The sequence below is a fragment of the Thermophilibacter sp. genome, assembly GCF_966187215.1.
In genome coordinates, this window is record NZ_CBIFYV010000072.1 from 34,550 (window position 1) to 50,344 (window position 15,795).

General features: G+C 68.4%; 15 protein-coding genes. 14 read left to right on the plus strand and 1 reads right to left on the minus strand.

The genetic code is table 11. The annotated features are described in order from the left end of the window. Positions 1-209 precede the first annotated feature (209 nt). The 8 genes from ACWTSU_RS06105 to ACWTSU_RS06140 all read left to right on the plus strand — a co-directional run bounded on the left by ACWTSU_RS06105 (position 210) and on the right by ACWTSU_RS06140 (position 8,156). Positions 210-1,505 (plus strand): ATP-binding protein, encoded by a 1,296-nt coding sequence (locus ACWTSU_RS06105; protein WP_455138982.1) that lies wholly within the window; start codon positions 210-212, stop codon positions 1,503-1,505. Positions 1,506-1,557: 52 nt separating this feature from the next. Further along, on the plus strand, positions 1,558-1,851 hold the full coding sequence (locus ACWTSU_RS06110; protein WP_455138983.1) for a nucleotidyltransferase family protein: 294 nt from the start codon (positions 1,558-1,560) through the stop codon (positions 1,849-1,851). Continuing rightward, positions 1,838-2,260, plus strand: a complete 423-nt coding sequence (locus ACWTSU_RS06115) for an HI0074 family nucleotidyltransferase substrate-binding subunit (RefSeq protein ID WP_455138984.1) — start codon at positions 1,838-1,840, stop codon at positions 2,258-2,260. Before ACWTSU_RS06110 ends, ACWTSU_RS06115 begins: the two co-directional genes overlap by 14 nt. Before the next feature lie 17 nt (positions 2,261-2,277). Beyond that, entirely contained in the window at positions 2,278-3,030 is a 753-nt protein-coding gene (locus ACWTSU_RS06120) for an NUDIX domain-containing protein (protein WP_455138985.1), read from the plus strand. Between the two features lie 93 nt (positions 3,031-3,123). After that, entirely contained in the window at positions 3,124-3,804 is a 681-nt protein-coding gene (locus ACWTSU_RS06125; RefSeq protein ID WP_455138986.1) for a hypothetical protein, read from the plus strand. 217 nt (positions 3,805-4,021) lie between these two features. Next, positions 4,022-5,821 (plus strand): ABC transporter ATP-binding protein, encoded by a 1,800-nt coding sequence (locus ACWTSU_RS06130; RefSeq protein WP_455138987.1) that lies wholly within the window; start codon positions 4,022-4,024, stop codon positions 5,819-5,821. Positions 5,822-5,905: 84 nt separating this feature from the next. Beyond that, entirely contained in the window at positions 5,906-6,706 is an 801-nt protein-coding gene (locus ACWTSU_RS06135; protein WP_455138988.1) for a hypothetical protein, read from the plus strand. A gap of 73 nt (positions 6,707-6,779) precedes the next feature. After that, on the plus strand, positions 6,780-8,156 hold the full coding sequence (locus ACWTSU_RS06140) for a DUF6273 domain-containing protein (RefSeq protein WP_455138989.1): 1,377 nt from the start codon (positions 6,780-6,782) through the stop codon (positions 8,154-8,156). A gap of 63 nt (positions 8,157-8,219) precedes the next feature. On the opposite strand, the gene ACWTSU_RS06145 is transcribed toward ACWTSU_RS06140, so the two are convergent. Continuing rightward, positions 8,220-9,101 (minus strand): PfkB family carbohydrate kinase, encoded by an 882-nt coding sequence (locus ACWTSU_RS06145; protein WP_455138990.1) that lies wholly within the window; start codon positions 9,099-9,101, stop codon positions 8,220-8,222. 195 nt (positions 9,102-9,296) lie between these two features. Here ACWTSU_RS06145 and purE point away from each other — a divergent pair, with 195 nt between their 5' ends. From purE to purN, 6 genes are all read left to right on the plus strand, one after another. Beyond that, on the plus strand, positions 9,297-9,758 hold the full coding sequence (purE, locus tag ACWTSU_RS06150) for a 5-(carboxyamino)imidazole ribonucleotide mutase (protein WP_455138991.1): 462 nt from the start codon (positions 9,297-9,299) through the stop codon (positions 9,756-9,758). A 36-nt stretch (positions 9,759-9,794) separates the two neighbouring features. Next, positions 9,795-10,895, plus strand: a complete 1,101-nt coding sequence (locus ACWTSU_RS06155; protein ID WP_455138992.1) for a sortase domain-containing protein — start codon at positions 9,795-9,797, stop codon at positions 10,893-10,895. 11 nt (positions 10,896-10,906) lie between these two features. Beyond that, on the plus strand, positions 10,907-12,406 hold the full coding sequence (purF, locus tag ACWTSU_RS06160) for an amidophosphoribosyltransferase (protein ID WP_455138993.1): 1,500 nt from the start codon (positions 10,907-10,909) through the stop codon (positions 12,404-12,406). A gap of 378 nt (positions 12,407-12,784) precedes the next feature. Beyond that, positions 12,785-13,753: a hypothetical protein gene (locus ACWTSU_RS06165; protein ID WP_455138994.1), complete on the plus strand. Its 969-nt coding sequence runs from the start codon at positions 12,785-12,787 to the stop codon at positions 13,751-13,753. 238 nt (positions 13,754-13,991) lie between these two features. Then, on the plus strand, positions 13,992-15,071 hold the full coding sequence (purM, locus tag ACWTSU_RS06170; protein WP_455138995.1) for a phosphoribosylformylglycinamidine cyclo-ligase: 1,080 nt from the start codon (positions 13,992-13,994) through the stop codon (positions 15,069-15,071). Next, positions 15,061-15,693, plus strand: a complete 633-nt coding sequence (gene purN / locus ACWTSU_RS06175) for a phosphoribosylglycinamide formyltransferase (RefSeq protein ID WP_455138996.1) — start codon at positions 15,061-15,063, stop codon at positions 15,691-15,693. Before purM ends, purN begins: the two co-directional genes overlap by 11 nt. Positions 15,694-15,795 lie beyond the last annotated feature (102 nt).

Here is a 15,795-nt window from a genome sequence, read left to right on the forward strand (position 1 = left end):
GCGATGTGTGGGCCGGATAACGCGCAGAATCAAGCACAACTTTCTATATCCGCAGGTCAAAATAACGCGCATGTCCGATTCTGCGCGTTATCTGCGCACGCGGGTCCAGGACATTCGGATTCCTCATGACAACATATCCGGATTCCTCATATACAAACTTTCGGATTCCTCATAACTGCTGCTAATATGCTCTCTGAGAGGAGGCTGTCATGGCAGGTGTTCGCCCAAAGAACTATCGGCCACGTATAGTGGACGCTCAGATTGAGCGCTACCTCGGGCTATTTGGAGCCATCGAGGTCTCGGGAACAAAGTGGTGTGGGAAGACGTGGTCCTCGCTCGCCCACGCGCGCAGCGTCACATATGTGGACCGCGGGCCAAACCTTGCGATTACCCAAGCTGACCCCTCCTATCCACTTGCGGGGGAGGCCCCCCATGTGATTGACGAGTGGCAACGTGTGCCAGCGGTCTGGGACACCGTTCGCCATGCCGTCGACGAGCTCGGAGGGGCGAGGGGACAGTGGATTCTCACGGGATCGTCAACCCCACGCAAGGACGAGGTGGCGCACAGCGGCGCGGGCCGCATCGGCCGAATCCGCATGCACCCCATGACGCTGCAGGAGTCCGGAGACTCGACCGCGTCCGTCAGCCTGTCCGGCCTCTTCGAAGGATCATTTAGTCCGGTCTCGTGCCCATCTGACATCGTCTCACTGGCAGCCGTCTGCGCGCGCGGGGGCTGGCCGGAGCACGTCGCGGACGGTCCCGATGACTCACTTGTTGTGACGAGGGAGTACCTCTCCGCTGTTTTCGAGCAGAGCATCCCCGCTTTGGGCGGCGACGCGGACATAGCCCGGCGCCTGTCCACGTCGCTCGCGCGTAACCTCGGTCAGGCGGCCACGGGTCCCGTGCTCGCCGCGGACGTGTTTGCCCATGCCAAGCCATCCGAGGCAAGTCCCGCGGAGCTCAACGAGGTGTCTCGTTACCTCGGCATGTTGAGCAAGGCCTATTTGATTGACGAGGTGCCAGGCTGGGTTCCTGCTTCGCGCAGCCCCAAGCGCATGCGGGTGAAGCCCAAGCGCTACTTCGCTGACCCTTCCATGGCCGTCGCGCTGCTGGGGCTCTCGTCGGAGGCTCTTCTGAGGGACTGGCAGACGTTTGGCTTGGTGTTCGAGAACCTCTGCATGCGCGATCTCGACGTGTATGCCCGCGCGCTCCCGGATGCGACCGCGCATCCCATACGCTACTACCGCGATGACTCCGACCTCGAGGCAGACGCCGTCATCGAACGAGCCGACGGGAGTTGGGGGGCATTTGAGATCAAAATGAGCATGGAGAAGGTCGATGCCGCCGCCAAGAGTCTGCTCCGTATTCGCGAGAAGCTCGTCGCGAAACCTGGGTCTCGCACCAAGGAGCCCGCGTTCCTCGCCGTGCTCGTTGGCGTCGGGGAGGCGGCGTATCGCCGACCAGATGGTGTGTACGTGGTGCCCATTCGCGCGCTGGGGGCGTAGGCTCTGAAAGCCGCCGCGCCCGATGACCTATCATGGGAGCCGGGAGGTTCGCATGTCCGAGGTGCCCATCGAGCAGGTCTACGAGCAGATCGCGGAGTTCGCGCGCGAGGCGGGCGCGCGGCGCGTCATGCTCTTCGGCTCGCGCGCTCGCGGCACCAACCAGCCCAAAAGTGACATCGACCTCGCCGTGGAGGGTTGCCCGGACTTCGACGCGCTGGAGGACCGCCTCCAGAACGAGCTCTGGTCCCTGCTTGAGCTGGACGTCGTTAACCTGGACGCGCCCTTGAGTGATGCCCTGCGCGCCGATATAGCTCGTGACGGAAGGGTGCTCTATGAGGAAGTATGAGAACTTCTCGTCGGCGCTCGACGTGCTCATGCGTGCCCCCGAGCAGGATCTGAGCAACGAGTTCGTTCAAAGTGGCGTCATCGACAAGTTCACCCTGCAGTTTGAGCTCGGCTGGAAGCTCCTCAAGGAGCTGCTCGCCTACGAGGGGGACGCGGTCGCCGCAACGGGCTCCCCACGCGACATCATCAAGGCGGCGCACCGCTACTATGACTTCATGAACGAGGCGACCTGGCTCTCCATGCTGCGCGATCGCAACAACACCGCTCATGTGTACGACGAGAGCGCCGCCCGCCGGCTCGTCGCGACTGTCATCGATCGCTACATTCCCGAGTTCGGACGCTTGCGCGCCGGGCTGCTCGCGCGCTACGGGGAGCTGCTGACGGCCCCGGACGCGTCGTGCGACCACTAGACCAAGGAGGATCACCCATGTCCCAGGACCCTGACATCGAGAAGGACGCCGAGCAGGACGCCGCGGCCGATGACGCCCGCGCCGCCGCCCTCGACGACATGCGCGCGTCCGTCACCGCCTACACCTACGACGGCGACCGCTCTGCCGCGACCCACGTCTCGGGCGAGCCCGAGCGCCGCGACCTTGTCCTCGGCGACGATGACCCGCGCGACGCCTCCCTCGCCGAGCGTCCGCTCACCGAGGACGTGGCCTGGACCGGCCGCATCTTCAACGTGGACCGCCTCCGCGTCGCGCTGCCCGACGGCCGCGAGGCCATCCGCGACGTGGTGCGCCACCCGGGCGCGGTGGCCATCGTCGCCCTCACCGAGGACGGCCGCATCTGCCTGGTGCGCCAGTACCGCACCGCGCTCGGCCGCGTGACCGTCGAGGTCCCGGCCGGCAAGCTCGCCCCGGGCGAGGACCCGCTGGAGTGCGCGGGCCGCGAGCTTCTGGAGGAGACCGGCATGTCCGCCGAGAAGATCGCGTTCCTCACCACGATCGCGACCTCCGACGGCTTCACCGACGAGCTCATCCATCTCTACATGGCCACGGGCCTGTCCTTCTCGCGCTCCGACCCTGACGCCGACGAGTTCATCAACGTGGACCTGGTGCCGCTCGAGCAGCTCGTGGACGCGGTGCTCGACGGCCGCATCGAGGATGCCAAGACCGTGGTAGGCGCGCTCGTGTGCGACGCCATCATGCGCCGCCTGACGCCCGAGCCGCGGGAGTAGGGCGCAGGCAGCATCCGGCCGCAGAAGGCGCTCGCCGGCAAGGCCGGCATCGTGGTGTCGGCCGACAACTCCCGCTGGGCGGAGCTCGAGGACATGCCAACGGGTCCCGTCTCGGTGGGAAGCGTCCCCCTCATATCACCGGGCACGTATTACGTGGACCTCGCGACCCTCCAGAAGACCCTCGATGACGCCGGGTTCACGATTACTGGCAGCAGGGCGTCCTACACGGGCGGCGTGTCCGTCGAGTTTACGGGCACGCTTGCCGCGCCGCTCCCGGGGCAGAGCGATGCCTCGGACAAGACGGTGCACATCACGGTTCTCGTGCTCGCGGACCCTGCGGCGCTCGGTCTCCAACCTGGCGATGATCAGCGCATGAACGAGGTGAGCTCTCTTGCCAATCTCCCGGATGGGACAATCGTCGTTCAGTACACGGTCTCGTACGAAGCCTCGATGGGGCCGAGCGAGTACGTCTCCGCGCTCAAAACCCTTACCGAGGGCGCGGCCCTAAGTGTGCCTTTGGCGGCTGGCGGCTCGACGGAGGAGCTGCGCCAGGAGGCGGTCTCCGCGTTTGGCCTCGACGCCGATCGCGTCAACGAGTTCGATACGTCCGACAGGGCCCAGGTGGTGGGGCTTCTCGACCACGGCGAGGACAAGTTCCCGAGCCAGTGGTTCGTCGCGGTGGACGGGTCGGAGGACGCGACGTCCCCCACGGTCACCGTGCTGGTCTACCTGGTCGAGGAAGATTCCATCCAGGCGGCGATCCAAGCCCGGTAGATGTACGACGGCCCGACGTCCGCGTTCTTCTCGCTCCTTGCCCAAACAACCCGCAAAAAATGATTCGATAATCATATATTTGCAGGAAAGAAAATCGCGATTGTCAGATTTTGCTGGTTAATCGAGAAGAGCGGTATCGGCGCCCGGCGCCCGCCGGCGCCCTGCCCCACGTGCTACCCTAGTGCGCCGGACCAAGACCCCGACCAACGGAGCCGCAATGCTCAAGCGATTCCTGACCTACTACCGCGGCCAGCTGCACCTCTTTGTCATCGACACGCTGGCCGCGCTCGCCGTGGCGGGCATCGACCTCGCGTTCCCGCAGATCCTGCGCAGCCTCACGGGTGGCCTGTTCACCGAGGGCGCGGGCGCCATCATGGGCGCCCTGGCCTACCTGGCCGTGGGCCTCGTGGCCATGTACGCCCTGCGCTTCGTCTGCCGCTACTTCGTGATCTTCTGGGGCCACGTCATGGGCGCCCGCATGGAGAGCCGCATGCGCGAGGACCTCTTTGACGCCTACTGCCGCCAGAGCCTCTCCTACTTTGACAACAACAAGTCGGGCGACCTCATGAGCCGCCTGGTCTCGGACCTCTTCGACATCTCCGAGGCCGCCCACCACGGGCCCGAGTACCTGATCATCGGCGCGGTGGAGATCGTGGGCTCCTTTGTGATCCTCAGCTCGATCAACGCCCCGCTCACCGCCGTGCTCGCGCTCATCGCGTGCGTGCTCGTGGCCTTCAACGTCCTCGCCAACTGGCGCATGCGCGCGGTCTACACCGAGAACCGCGTGCGCATCTCGGGCGTCAACTCGCGCCTGGAGGACTCGCTCGGCGGCATGCGCGTGGTCAAGAGCTTCGCCGCGGAGGACGCGGAGCGCGCCAAGTTCCGCCGCTCCAACGACGCCTACCTCGACTCCAAGACCCGTATGTACCGCGCGATGGGGCGCTACCAGGCGGCCGTGGCCGTGATGATGGGCGCGCTCAACACCGTGGTGGTGGTCGGCGGCGGCTGGCTCATCGCGCAGGGCCGGATGGAGGCCATCGACCTGGCCACCTACGCGCTCTACATCTCGCTGTTCACCACGCCCATCCAGCAGATTCTCGACTTCACCGAGACCTTCCAGAAGGCCGTGGCGGGCTTCCGCCGCTTCTGTGAGGTGCTCGACGCCCAGCCCGACGTCCGCGACGCCCCGGGCGCGCCCGACCTCGCCGTGACCCGCGGCGCCGTGAGCTACCGTGACGTGCACTTCGCCTACGCCGGGCCCGACGGCGAGAAGGACGACGAGGTCATCCGCGGCCTCGACCTGGACATCGAGCCGGGGACCACCGTCGCCCTGGTCGGCCCCTCCGGCGGCGGCAAGTCCACCACCTGCGCCCTGCTGCCGCGCTTCTACGACGTGGACGCCGGCTCCGTCAGCATCGACGGCCAGGACGTGCGCTCCGTCACGCAGCGGAGCCTGCGCGAGGCCATCGGCCTGGTGCAGCAGGAGGTCTACCTCTTCGACGGCACCATCGCCGAGAACATCGCCTACGGCACGCCCGACGCCACGGACGAGCAGATCCGCGAGGCGGCCCGGCGCGCCAACATCGCCGCGTTCGTCGAGAGCCTGCCGGAGGGCTACCAGACGCAGGTCGGCGAGCGCGGCAGCCACCTCTCGGGCGGCCAGCGCCAGCGCATCGCCATCGCGCGCGTCTTTCTCAAGAACCCGCCGATTCTCATCCTCGACGAGGCCACCTCGGCGCTCGACAACGAGTCCGAGCAGGCGGTCCAGGCGTCGCTGGCCGAGCTGTCGCGCGGCCGCACCACGCTCGTGATCGCGCACCGCCTGTCCACGATCCGCCGCGCCGACGAGATCGTCACCATGGAGGGCGGCCGCGTGGTGGAGCGCGGCACCCACGAGGAGCTTCTCGCCCGGGGCGGCACCTACGCGCGCTACTACCGCATGCAGTTCGCCGGCGGCGACGCGGCCGGCTCGGCCGACGCGGCCCCCGCGCTCCCTGGAGACCCTGAGAAGCTCTGAGAGGGTCCGGGCGGTTCGCCTATACTGGGCTGGTCAGTCATGCCCGCGGCCCTTCTCGCCCGCGGGCCGGCGAGAAGAGAGAGCATGGCTAAGAAGCGCGTGAACGCCCGCACGCAGAAGGGCGCGCTCACGGCCGAGGAGGCCGAGGAGCTGTTCTCGACGGTCGATCACTCGGGCCACTCCGACGAGGAGCGCGCCCGCCGCCAGCGCGCGCACCGCAGGGAGAAGGGCGTCTCGCTGGACGTGGACCCGCTCTCGGGCGACGACCCCTCCGGCTCCAACGTGGACCGCACCATCACCCGCACCGCGGTGGCGTTCGTGCTGATCTTCCTCGTCATCGTGGTGGCGGGGCAGGTGGCCTTCGGCCTGATTAGGCGCTTCAACACCGCCAACCTGTCCGACGAGGCAACCGTGAGCACCGTGGCCGACGCCCTGCGCGGCGGGGTGGAGTGGGGCGGCGGCTTCACGCAGTTCCCGCAGGACTTCTCGGTGCAGGAGGCCGACGAGAACACCGGCCGCATCGAGGTCACGGTCATCGACACCAGCTCGTCGGGGGCGCTCGAGTGCTTCTCGACCGCCCAGGTCCAGGCCACGGCGCTCGCGGTCAACGCGCTGCTCAACCCCGACATCAACACCGTGGTCTACCACGTCAACGTCCATGCCAACGAGAACGGGGACATGGAGCGCTCCGAGCTCTTCGGGTTCCTCAAGCCCACGGGCGACGTGACCTCGTTCGTCACCTTCGTCTGGACCAAGACCCAGTCGGCGACGGGCGTCAACTTCTCGTGCACCATCGCGGGCATCAACGATAAGGTCCAGGCGGAACTCCGTGACCAGGTGACGACGTCGCTCACCCCGGTCTCCCTGGGCTCGGGCGACGAGTAGCGCGCTCAACGACACCGGCGTCCGGGCTTCATGCTATCTTCATAAGGTCGCATGAGTGCGAAGGAGGTCGTCGATGAGGTGCAAGAGGTGCGGCGAGGAGCTGCCTGAGCGCGCGCGGTACTGCTTCGTGTGCGGCGAGCCCGTTGAGGACGTTCCCGCCCCGCACCGTCTTGAGGAGCCGCTCGACCCTATGGCGGCCGGGGCCGTGCCCATGGTGCCGGTCGCCCCGCCCCCGCGCGCGCTGCGCATCGAGCCGCGCTCCGCGCGGGTCGCGTCGCGCCCGGCTCACCCCGGGACCGCCGCCTCGGTCGCCGAGCAGCGCCGGCACGCCCCGGACTCGGCCGAGCACCCCGCGGGCGAGGACCCGACGGGCGCCGAGCCGGACGAGGATTCCACCCGCGCGCACGTGTCGGAGGTGGGCCCCGACCGCCCGTCCGTAAGCCGTCGCTCCGTGCGCGAGCGTCTGGCGGGCGCGCGCGAGCGCATCGCCGCGTCGCGGGTGCCCTGGGGCGTGCCCGTCGCCGGTGCCGTGTTCGTGGTCGCCATGATCTTCGTGCTGGTGAGCGTCTCGACGAGCTGGTTCGGGCCGTTCGCCCCTCCCGCCGGGGAGGCGCCGCGGGTGCAGGAGCCCTCTGACGGCAGCATCGCGCCCATCACCGCGGACGACGAGGAGCCGGCTCAGGAGGACGAGCCCGCCGAGGAGGGCCCGGCCGTGCGCGAGGCCGTCGAGGACTACTCCTGGGACGAGCTGTCGCAGATCTCCGCGCTCATCGCCGCGGCCGACACCGACGAGGAGGGCCTCGAGGTGGCGGAGCGCTACAACCTCTGCGCGTCCGACGGGACGCTCGACGGGACGCAGACCAAGGAGCTCGAGCTCTCCGACGGGACCACCCTCGAGATGCGCGTCGCGGCGTTCAGGGCCGACGAGCGCTCGGATGGCTCGGGCGTGGCGGGCATCACCCTCATCGCGGGCAACGATTCCCTCCTGCGACCGATGGGGTCGTCCGACGACCTCGGGTCCGGCTGGGTCGACTCCGACCTGCGGGCGTGGATGAACGGCGAGCTCGTCGACGAGCTGCCCGAGGACCTCTCGAACGTCATCGTCCAGGTGGACAAGCGCACCAACACGCCCCCGAGCGTGGGCGGCCAGAAGGTCACCGCCGACACGCTGTGGATCCCCTCGTACTCCGAGGTGGTGGGCGCGCTCGGGCCCGGCGCCGAGTTCTACGGGTCGTACGATCCGGAGGGAAGCCAGTACCAGCTCTTCTCCGACCTGGGTATTCGCTGGGGCGGGGACACGAGCGCCCTCGCGACGGGAACCAACTGGTGGCTGCGGAGCCCCGACCGGACGAGCGACATACGCTATCTCGTCGTCCTGGACGACGGCACGCTCGGCTGGCGCTTCCGTCCCACCGCCAACCACGCGGTGCTCGTCTCGTTCTGCCTCTGACGCACGGCGACGGGGCGTCGCCCGCCGCGCCGCCCCGTCGCGCTCTCTCCGACCCCGTCCCGCCTAGGCGAGCAGGGCTGTCACGTCTCCGAGGACGCTCTCAAAGCTCACGCCGCGCACCTCGAAGTCGGGCTGTTCGGGCGTGATGCGCATGGCGTCGCGCACGAGCCGGCTCGCGAACTCGGTGGCGGCGCGCAGGTCGAGGCCGGCGAAGACGGCCGCCGTGAGCCCCGACGCGAAGAGGTCGCCGGTCCCGTGCAGCATGTAGGGCAGAAGCTCGCCCGCGACCTCCTCGACCGAGCCGTCGCCGTCCGCCACGGCCACGTAGTTGCGGATGACCCTCTCGTCACCGCGCACCACGCCCTTGAGGACCACGGACTTCGCGCCCATCCCGAGCAGCGCGTCGGCCATGCGGCGCACGTACGCCTCGTCCACGTCCTGCCCCTCGTAGGGAATCCCGGTGATGATCGAGGCCTCGGTCAGGTTGGGCGTGAGGACGTCGGCCCCATCCACGAGGCCCTTGGTGGCCTCGCACATCTCGTCGGTGTAGGTGGGGTACTTGGACCCGCCGTCGCCCATCACGGGGTCCACGATGCGCAGGGCGTCCGGGTACTCGCGGTAGAGGCGCTGGATGACGCCGACCTGCTCAGCCGAGCCCAGGAAGCCCGAGTACACGCCGTCGAGCTCGATGCCCTCCTCGCGCCAGGCGTCGAGGTAGTCGTTCAGCATGGACGTGGTGTCGTGCATGTAGAACTTCGGGAAGCGCGTGTGCGCCGAGAAGAGCGACGTGGGGATCGGGCAGACGTCGATGCCCGCCGCCGAGAGCACGGGGATGGCCACGCCGAGGGAGCACTTTCCGTAGCCGCACAGGTCGTGGACGGCCGCGACGCGGGGCAGGTAGGCGCCCTGCCGCTCGTACAGGTGCAGATTGCTGGCTGTGTTCATGGGATTCTCCTTTGTCCGCGGACTGATGGACCAGCGTACAGGCCGTCAGCATAGCCCTTTTGCGGATGTCGTGCGCGGGGTGGAGGACGCGCGTCGTCGCCGTTGGGCGCCGTCCCTCTCGCCGCGCCGTTGACGCGCCGCTCCGACCCAGGTCGCGTATACTGAATGGGTTACGCACTGGTTGAGAGGAGCATCATGGCAGACCAGCCGCTCGTGGGAATCATCATGGGGTCCAAGTCCGACCTGCCCACCATGGAGGCGTGCACCAAGGAGCTCGAGGAGCTCGGCGTCCCGTACGAGCTGGTCATCGCCAGCGCGCACCGCAACCCCGACAAGGTCCACGAGTGGGCGGGCTCGGCGGCCGACCGCGGCCTCAAGGTGATCATCGCCGCCGCCGGCAAGGCCGCGCACCTCGGCGGCGTGGTGGCGGCCTTCACCCCGCTGCCCATCATCGGCGTGCCCATGAAGACCTCCGACCTCGGCGGCATGGACTCGCTGCTCTCCATGGTGCAGATGCCCTCCGGCGTGCCCGTGGCCTGCGTGGCCATCAACGGCGCCAAGAACGCGGCCATCTACGCCACGCAGATCCTCGGCGCCACGATGCCCGAGTACCGCGAGAGGGTCGTGGAGCTCAAGCGCCAGATGGCCGAGGCCTAGGCCGCGCCGGGGCGCCGATCGGACGAGGAGGGACGCATGGCCTCGCACTTCAGGCGAACGGATGACGAGAGAGCCGGCTCCCACCGTCCCGCGCGGGGGGCGGCCGGCTCGCACGCCCGTCGCTCCGACGGCGGCGTGCGTACGCGCCGCGGCGGGGACGAGTCCTACCACGCGCCGTCGTCCAACCCGCACGCCGCGGGCATCCCGCATCGCGCGGACGCCGCCTACATCCCGGCGGTGGGAGGCCCCGACGACGGTCGCTCGCGGCGCAGCTCCCGCTTCGTGGAGACCGACCCCTACGACCTCTCGGGGCGCCGCAGCAGGGACCCGCGCAAGCGCGCGGCGCGCATCGTCTCGGTGCTCCTGTTCGTGGTGGGCATAGCGCTCATCGCCACCGCCGCGGGCATGTGGATCTACAACCAGTGGCAGTATCACGAGCAGGACCGCATCAACGAGGAGCTGGCCTCCTTCGCCGACGTCTCGGACAACGGGACCACACCGCCCCAGGTCGACTGGGCCGGGCTCAAGGCCATCAACGACGAGGTCGTCGGATGGGTGCAGATTCCCGGCACCGTGGTTAACTTCCCCGTCTACCAGGCGTCCGACAACGAGAAGTACCTGAACCAGAGCGCCGAGGGCGGCTACGCCGTGGGCGGCCAGATCTTCATGGACTACGCCAACACGCCCCCCGGCATGGTGGACGGCCAGAGCCTCATCTACGGGCACCACATGCGCAACGGCACCATGTTCAAGACCGTCTCGGACATGACCAACCAGGAGATGTTCGACGGCGTGGGCACGGTCTGGTACGTGACCGAGGACGCCACCTACGAGCTCGAGCCCCTGCTGGTCTACGAGACCGACGCCAGCGACCCCGAGGCGCGCCGCTTCACGTTTGCCTCCGACGACGAGCTGCACGACTACCTGAGCGGCCTTCTGGGCAAGGCGGTCACGAGCCGCGCGGACGCCGCTGACGTCATCAGCCGGACCAGCCACGTGCTGACGCTGTGCACCTGCAACTATGACCACGGCGACAACGGCCGCACGCTGCTCGTCTGCGTGCCCAAGGACGAGGCAAACGGCACGGCCGCCAGCGACGGCTCCGCCCCGGCGGACGCCGCGACAACCACCGAGTAGAGAGGCCCCAGGTGACGAACCACAACGAGCGCGACGATAAGCTCCACGAGGAGTGCGGCGTCTTCGGCGTATGGGCGCCGGGGCGTGACGTGGCCCGCATGACGTACTTCGCGCTGCGCGCGCTGCAGCACCGCGGGCAGGAGTCCGCCGGCATCGCGGTGGGCGACGGTCGAACCGTGCTCGTGCGCAAGGACCTCGGCCTGGTCACCCAGGTCTTCACCGACGCCGACCTCACGGCCATGCCCGGCAAGGTGGCGTGCGGCCACGTGCGCTACGGGACCGCGGGGGCCAAGGGCTGGGAGTCGGCCCAGCCGCACCTCTCGACCATCAACGACGTGATCGTCGCGCTGGCCCACAACGGCACGCTCGTCAACTTCGACGACCTGCGCCGCGAGCTCATCGAGATGGGCGTGCCCTTCCGCTCCAACACCGACTCCGAGGTCGCCGCGAAGCTCATCGGCTACTTCACGCAGAAGAGCCACCGCCTGCGCACCGGCATCGCGCACACGATGCGCATGCTCGAGGGCGGCTACGCGATGGTGCTCGTGCGCGAGAACGCGCTCTACGCGTTCCGCGACCCGCACGGCATCCGTCCGCTGGTGCTCGGCCGGCTGGGCGACGACGGCTGGGTCGTGGCGAGCGAGACCTGCGCGCTCGACATCACCGGCGCGACCTTCGTGCGCGAGGTCGAGCCCGGCGAGATCATCCGCGTCTCCGACGACGGCATTCGCTCCGAGCGCGGCTGCGCGTGCCTGTCGCCTGCCAACTGCATCTTCGAGCACGTGTACTTCTCGCGGCCCGACTCGGTGAAGGACGGCTCCTCGTTCTACCTGATGCGCCACAATATGGGCCGTCGGCTCGCGCGCGAGACGCCCGTCGACGCCGACCTGGTGATCTCGGTGCCGGACTCCGGCACGCCGGCGGCCGAGGGCTTTGCCCAGGAGCTGGGCATCCCCTTTGGCACGGGCCTCATCAAGAACCGCTACGTGGCGCGCACGTTCATCCAGCCCACGCAGGAGCTGCGTCAGATGGGCGTGCGCCTCAAGCTCAACGCCCTGCCCGACGTGGTGCGCGGCAAGCGCCTGGTCATGGTCGACGACTCCATCGTGCGCGGCACCACGTCGCGCCAGATCGTCCGCATGCTCAAGGCTGCCGGCGCCACCGAGGTGCACGTGCGCTCCGCGTCGCCGATGGTCAAGTGGCCGTGCTTCTACGGTATCGACACGGGCGACCAGGACCAGCTCATCGCCGCCAAGATGACGCTCGAGGAGATTCGCGCGCACATCGAGGCCGACTCGGTGGGGTTCCTGTCCACCGAGGGGCTGCTCGAGTGCGTGCCGGAGGCGGGCTACTGCACCGCCTGCTTCACGGGCGAGTACCCGGTCGAGATTCCGCGCTCGTACTGGGAGGAGCGCTTCCTGCCCGGCAACGAGCCGCACAACCTCGCCGAGGCGAGCCCCACCTCCCAGATGCCGCTCGAGGACGCGGCGCGCACTCTCACGCAGGACTAGCCGCGCTCCGTGCCAGCGCAGGGCTTCACAAGTTGGGCGGTTTTTCACGGGCCCCCAGAGTAGCCGGATAATCGTCAGGTCGTCTACCAGCGTGTTTGCGACGATGTCTTACCCGGCTGCTTCTGGGGTCCAAGAAAAACCGCCCAACTTGTGAGTCTGTGGCGGCTCTCTCCGTGTAAATGGCGTGGGGGCGCTCTCCCGCGATGGAGCCCCACGATTTGTGTCGTCCTTTGCTTCAGGTAGCCTGAGCTGGTCTGACGCCGTCATCTGAGCGGACTGGGCCAGCCTGCGGAAAGCCGTCGGGGCGTTCGGTGTCAGATTCGTGGCAGACGCCCTTGCTACCCTCTCGCCAGCGGAGTTCGTGGGGAGGGGCGCGTCATGGGAGTGTGCCTGGGTTTTGATACCGCGCTTCGGTATTGGCTCACGAAACGCGCGGGCGAGGAGGCTCCTTGCCCGGCGGAGAACGGATCGTTTGGGGCGGCCGAGTCGGGCTCCAGGGTCGTTCGCGCCGCGGGGCTCCCCCTTGGGGGAACGCCGCAGAGGCCGCTTCATCTCGTGGTCCCCAACGACTCCTTGAAGCGCAGCTGTGCCGGCGTGGTGACCCACGTTTGCACCACCGAGCTCCCAAGGGGATCGTTTCGCCGGCTTGGTGGCGACAATCTGGTCGCCTCGCCCGAGCTCACCTTTCTCCAGATGGCGCAGCGTCGCCCGTTGTGGGACCTCATAGAAATCGGCTGCAACCTCTGCTCGACGTTTGCGATTGATGAGGTGGGGAGGGACTATGCGGGCAAGCGCGAGCAGCTGCTCACATACGAGCGACTTGCCCGGTACCTGGACGAGCTCCCTCCGCAGACCTACGGGGCTCGCCGCGCCCGTTGCGCCCTCGGCTACGTGGTGGAGGCGACCGCCTCACCGATGGAGGTGCGGCTGGTGATGCACTATGGCCTGCCGCCGGAGCTTGGCGGCCGCGGGCCCATTCGCATCGTCGCCAACCAGCTCATCCACATCGACGAGCACGCACAGCGCCTTCTGGGCTCTCGCTATCTGGTGGGGGATCTCTGCATGCCGGAGTACGGGTGTGACCTCGAATACGACAGCGAGCTGTTCCACACGGGCTGCTATCGGCTTGATCACACGCAGGCGCGACGGAACGTGCTCGAGGCGATGCGCGTGAAGACCGTCTCGGCAACGCACGGGCAAATCTGCACCCCGCAGATGTTCGACGACTTCACGTGGCTGTTTGAAGAGCGCGTTGGTCGCGAGCACCCCGTCTATGATCGGCGCGAGCGCGCGCTCCAGTTTGACCTGTACGAATGGCTCAACGACTCGCATCGTACGCTCTTCTGAGTGAGGGCTTCACAAGTTGGGCGGTTTTTCACGGAGCCTTGAAGTAGCCAGTCGTAGCGTCCATGTAAACGTGCTGGTAGACGACTCGATGATTATTGAGCTACTTTGGGAGGGCCGCAAAAACCGCCCAACTTGTGAAGCGCACGGCGCAAACCGGCGCTGCCGAGCGCACGGGCTCCCTCACGCCCCGATATAATGGGCGCACACGAGGCGCGCACGTCACAAGGAAGGGACCAAGATGGCCGAGAACAGCGCACATGTGAGCTACGCCGACGCCGGCGTCGACACCGCCGAGGGCGCCCGCGCCGTAGACGCGATCAAGGCGGCCGTGGCGACCACCAACCGCCCCGAGGTCATCGGTGGCCTGGGCGGCTTCGGATCGTGCTTCTCGGCGGCCGCGCTCAAGGACATGGAGGACCCGGTGCTCGTCTCCGGCACCGACGGCGTGGGCACCAAGCTCGCGATCGCGCAGCTGCTCGACCGTCACGAGACCGTGGGCGAGGACCTCGTCGCCATGTGCGTGGACGACGTGGTCCCGATGGGCGCCGAGCCGCTGTTCTTCCTCGACTACGTGGCCATCGGCAAGCTCCGCGCCGAGCACGTGGCCAAGATCGTGGGCGGCATCGCCGAGGGCTGCCGCAAGTCCGGCTGCGCGCTCGTGGGCGGCGAGATGGCCGAGCACCCCGGCGTCATGGCCGCCGACGACTATGACCTCGCGGGCTTCGTGGTGGGCGTGGTGGACCGCCCCAAGATGATCGGCCCGGACAAGGTCCGCGAGGGCGACGTCATCCTGGGCCTGCCCAGCTCGGGCATCCACTCCAACGGCTACTCGCTCGTACGCAAGGTCTGCGTCGAGGGCCGCAGCGTCGAGGAGCTCGAGCGCCCGCTGCCCGAGCTCGGCGGCGAGTCGCTGGCCGACGCCGTGATGCGCCCGACCACCATCTACGCGGGCGGCCTCGTGGCCGCGCTGCGCGCCGGCGCCCCCATTCACGCGATGGCCCACATCACCGGCGGCGGCATCACCGAGAACCTCGACCGCGCCATGCCGGACAACCTGGACGCGCTCGTCCATCGCGGCGGCGAGAAGGGCCCGGCGTGGGACGTCCCGCCCGTCATCACCTACGTCTCCGAGGCCGCGGGCCTCACGCTCGACGAGGCGTACCGCACGTTCAACATGGGTGTCGGCATGGCCGTCGTCTGCGCCCCCGCCGACGAGGCCGCGGTCCGCGCCGCCCTCGAGGAGCAGGGCTTCTCGCCGTTCACCGTGGGCGAGGTCGTGCCCGGCACCGGCAAGGTGGTGTACGACGATGAGCGATAGCGCGCGCACCCCTCTGCGCCTGGGCGTGCTGATTTCGGGCAGCGGCACCAACCTGCAGGCCATCATCGACCGCATCGCCGACGGCTCGCTGAGCGCCACGATCGAGCTGGTGGTGAGCTCGCGCCCGAGCGCCTACGGCCTCAAGCGCGCCGAGGCCGCCGGCCTCCAGACGCTCACGCTCTCCAAGGAGATCTACGCCGACCCCGAGCAGGCGGACGAGATCATCGCCGCCGAGCTGCGCGCCCGCGACGTGGACTACGTCATCATGGCGGGCTACATGCGCAAGGTGCACGACCCGATCCTCGCCGCGTTCCCCAACCGCGTGGTGAACCTGCACCCGGCGCTGCTCCCGAGCTTCCCGGGCGCGCACGCCATCGCCGACGCCTACGCGCGCGGCGTCAAGGTCACGGGCGTGACGGTCCACTTCGCCAACGCGGACTACGACGCGGGCCCCATCATCGCGCAGCGCGCGCTGCCCATCGAGGAGGCCTGGACGCTCGACGAGCTCGAGGCGCGCATCCACGAGATCGAGCACGAGCTCTATCCCGAGGTCGTGGGGCTTCTCGCCGCCGGCCGCGTCCACGTGCGCGACAACGGCACCGTGGCGATAGACGCGGCGTAGGCCGCCCGGCTCATCAGTCCGCTCGAAGCGGGCCAAGATGACCGCGCGGGAGCCCGGGGCGCTGCCTCAGTGGGCAACATCGCGACCCCAAGCAAACCCTTC

What these genes read in the sequence shown, in the direction of transcription:
- ACWTSU_RS06105 (WP_455138982.1), top strand. Translation starts at nt 210, where the DNA reads ATGGCAGGTGTTCGCCCAAAGAACTATCGGCCACGTATAGTGGACGCT.
- ACWTSU_RS06110 (WP_455138983.1), top strand. Translation starts at nt 1,558, where the DNA reads ATGTCCGAGGTGCCCATCGAGCAGGTCTACGAGCAGATCGCGGAGTTC.
- ACWTSU_RS06115 (WP_455138984.1), top strand. Translation starts at nt 1,838, where the DNA reads ATGAGGAAGTATGAGAACTTCTCGTCGGCGCTCGACGTGCTCATGCGT.
- ACWTSU_RS06120 (WP_455138985.1), top strand. Translation starts at nt 2,278, where the DNA reads ATGTCCCAGGACCCTGACATCGAGAAGGACGCCGAGCAGGACGCCGCG.
- ACWTSU_RS06125 (WP_455138986.1), top strand. Translation starts at nt 3,124, where the DNA reads ATGCCAACGGGTCCCGTCTCGGTGGGAAGCGTCCCCCTCATATCACCG.
- ACWTSU_RS06130 (WP_455138987.1), top strand. Translation starts at nt 4,022, where the DNA reads ATGCTCAAGCGATTCCTGACCTACTACCGCGGCCAGCTGCACCTCTTT.
- ACWTSU_RS06135 (WP_455138988.1), top strand. Translation starts at nt 5,906, where the DNA reads ATGGCTAAGAAGCGCGTGAACGCCCGCACGCAGAAGGGCGCGCTCACG.
- ACWTSU_RS06140 (WP_455138989.1), top strand. Translation starts at nt 6,780, where the DNA reads ATGAGGTGCAAGAGGTGCGGCGAGGAGCTGCCTGAGCGCGCGCGGTAC.
- ACWTSU_RS06145 (WP_455138990.1), bottom strand. Translation starts at nt 9,101, where the DNA reads ATGAACACAGCCAGCAATCTGCACCTGTACGAGCGGCAGGGCGCCTAC.
- purE (WP_455138991.1), top strand. Translation starts at nt 9,297, where the DNA reads ATGGCAGACCAGCCGCTCGTGGGAATCATCATGGGGTCCAAGTCCGAC.
- ACWTSU_RS06155 (WP_455138992.1), top strand. Translation starts at nt 9,795, where the DNA reads ATGGCCTCGCACTTCAGGCGAACGGATGACGAGAGAGCCGGCTCCCAC.
- ACWTSU_RS06165 (WP_455138994.1), top strand. Translation starts at nt 12,785, where the DNA reads ATGGGAGTGTGCCTGGGTTTTGATACCGCGCTTCGGTATTGGCTCACG.
- purM (WP_455138995.1), top strand. Translation starts at nt 13,992, where the DNA reads ATGGCCGAGAACAGCGCACATGTGAGCTACGCCGACGCCGGCGTCGAC.
- purN (WP_455138996.1), top strand. Translation starts at nt 15,061, where the DNA reads ATGAGCGATAGCGCGCGCACCCCTCTGCGCCTGGGCGTGCTGATTTCG.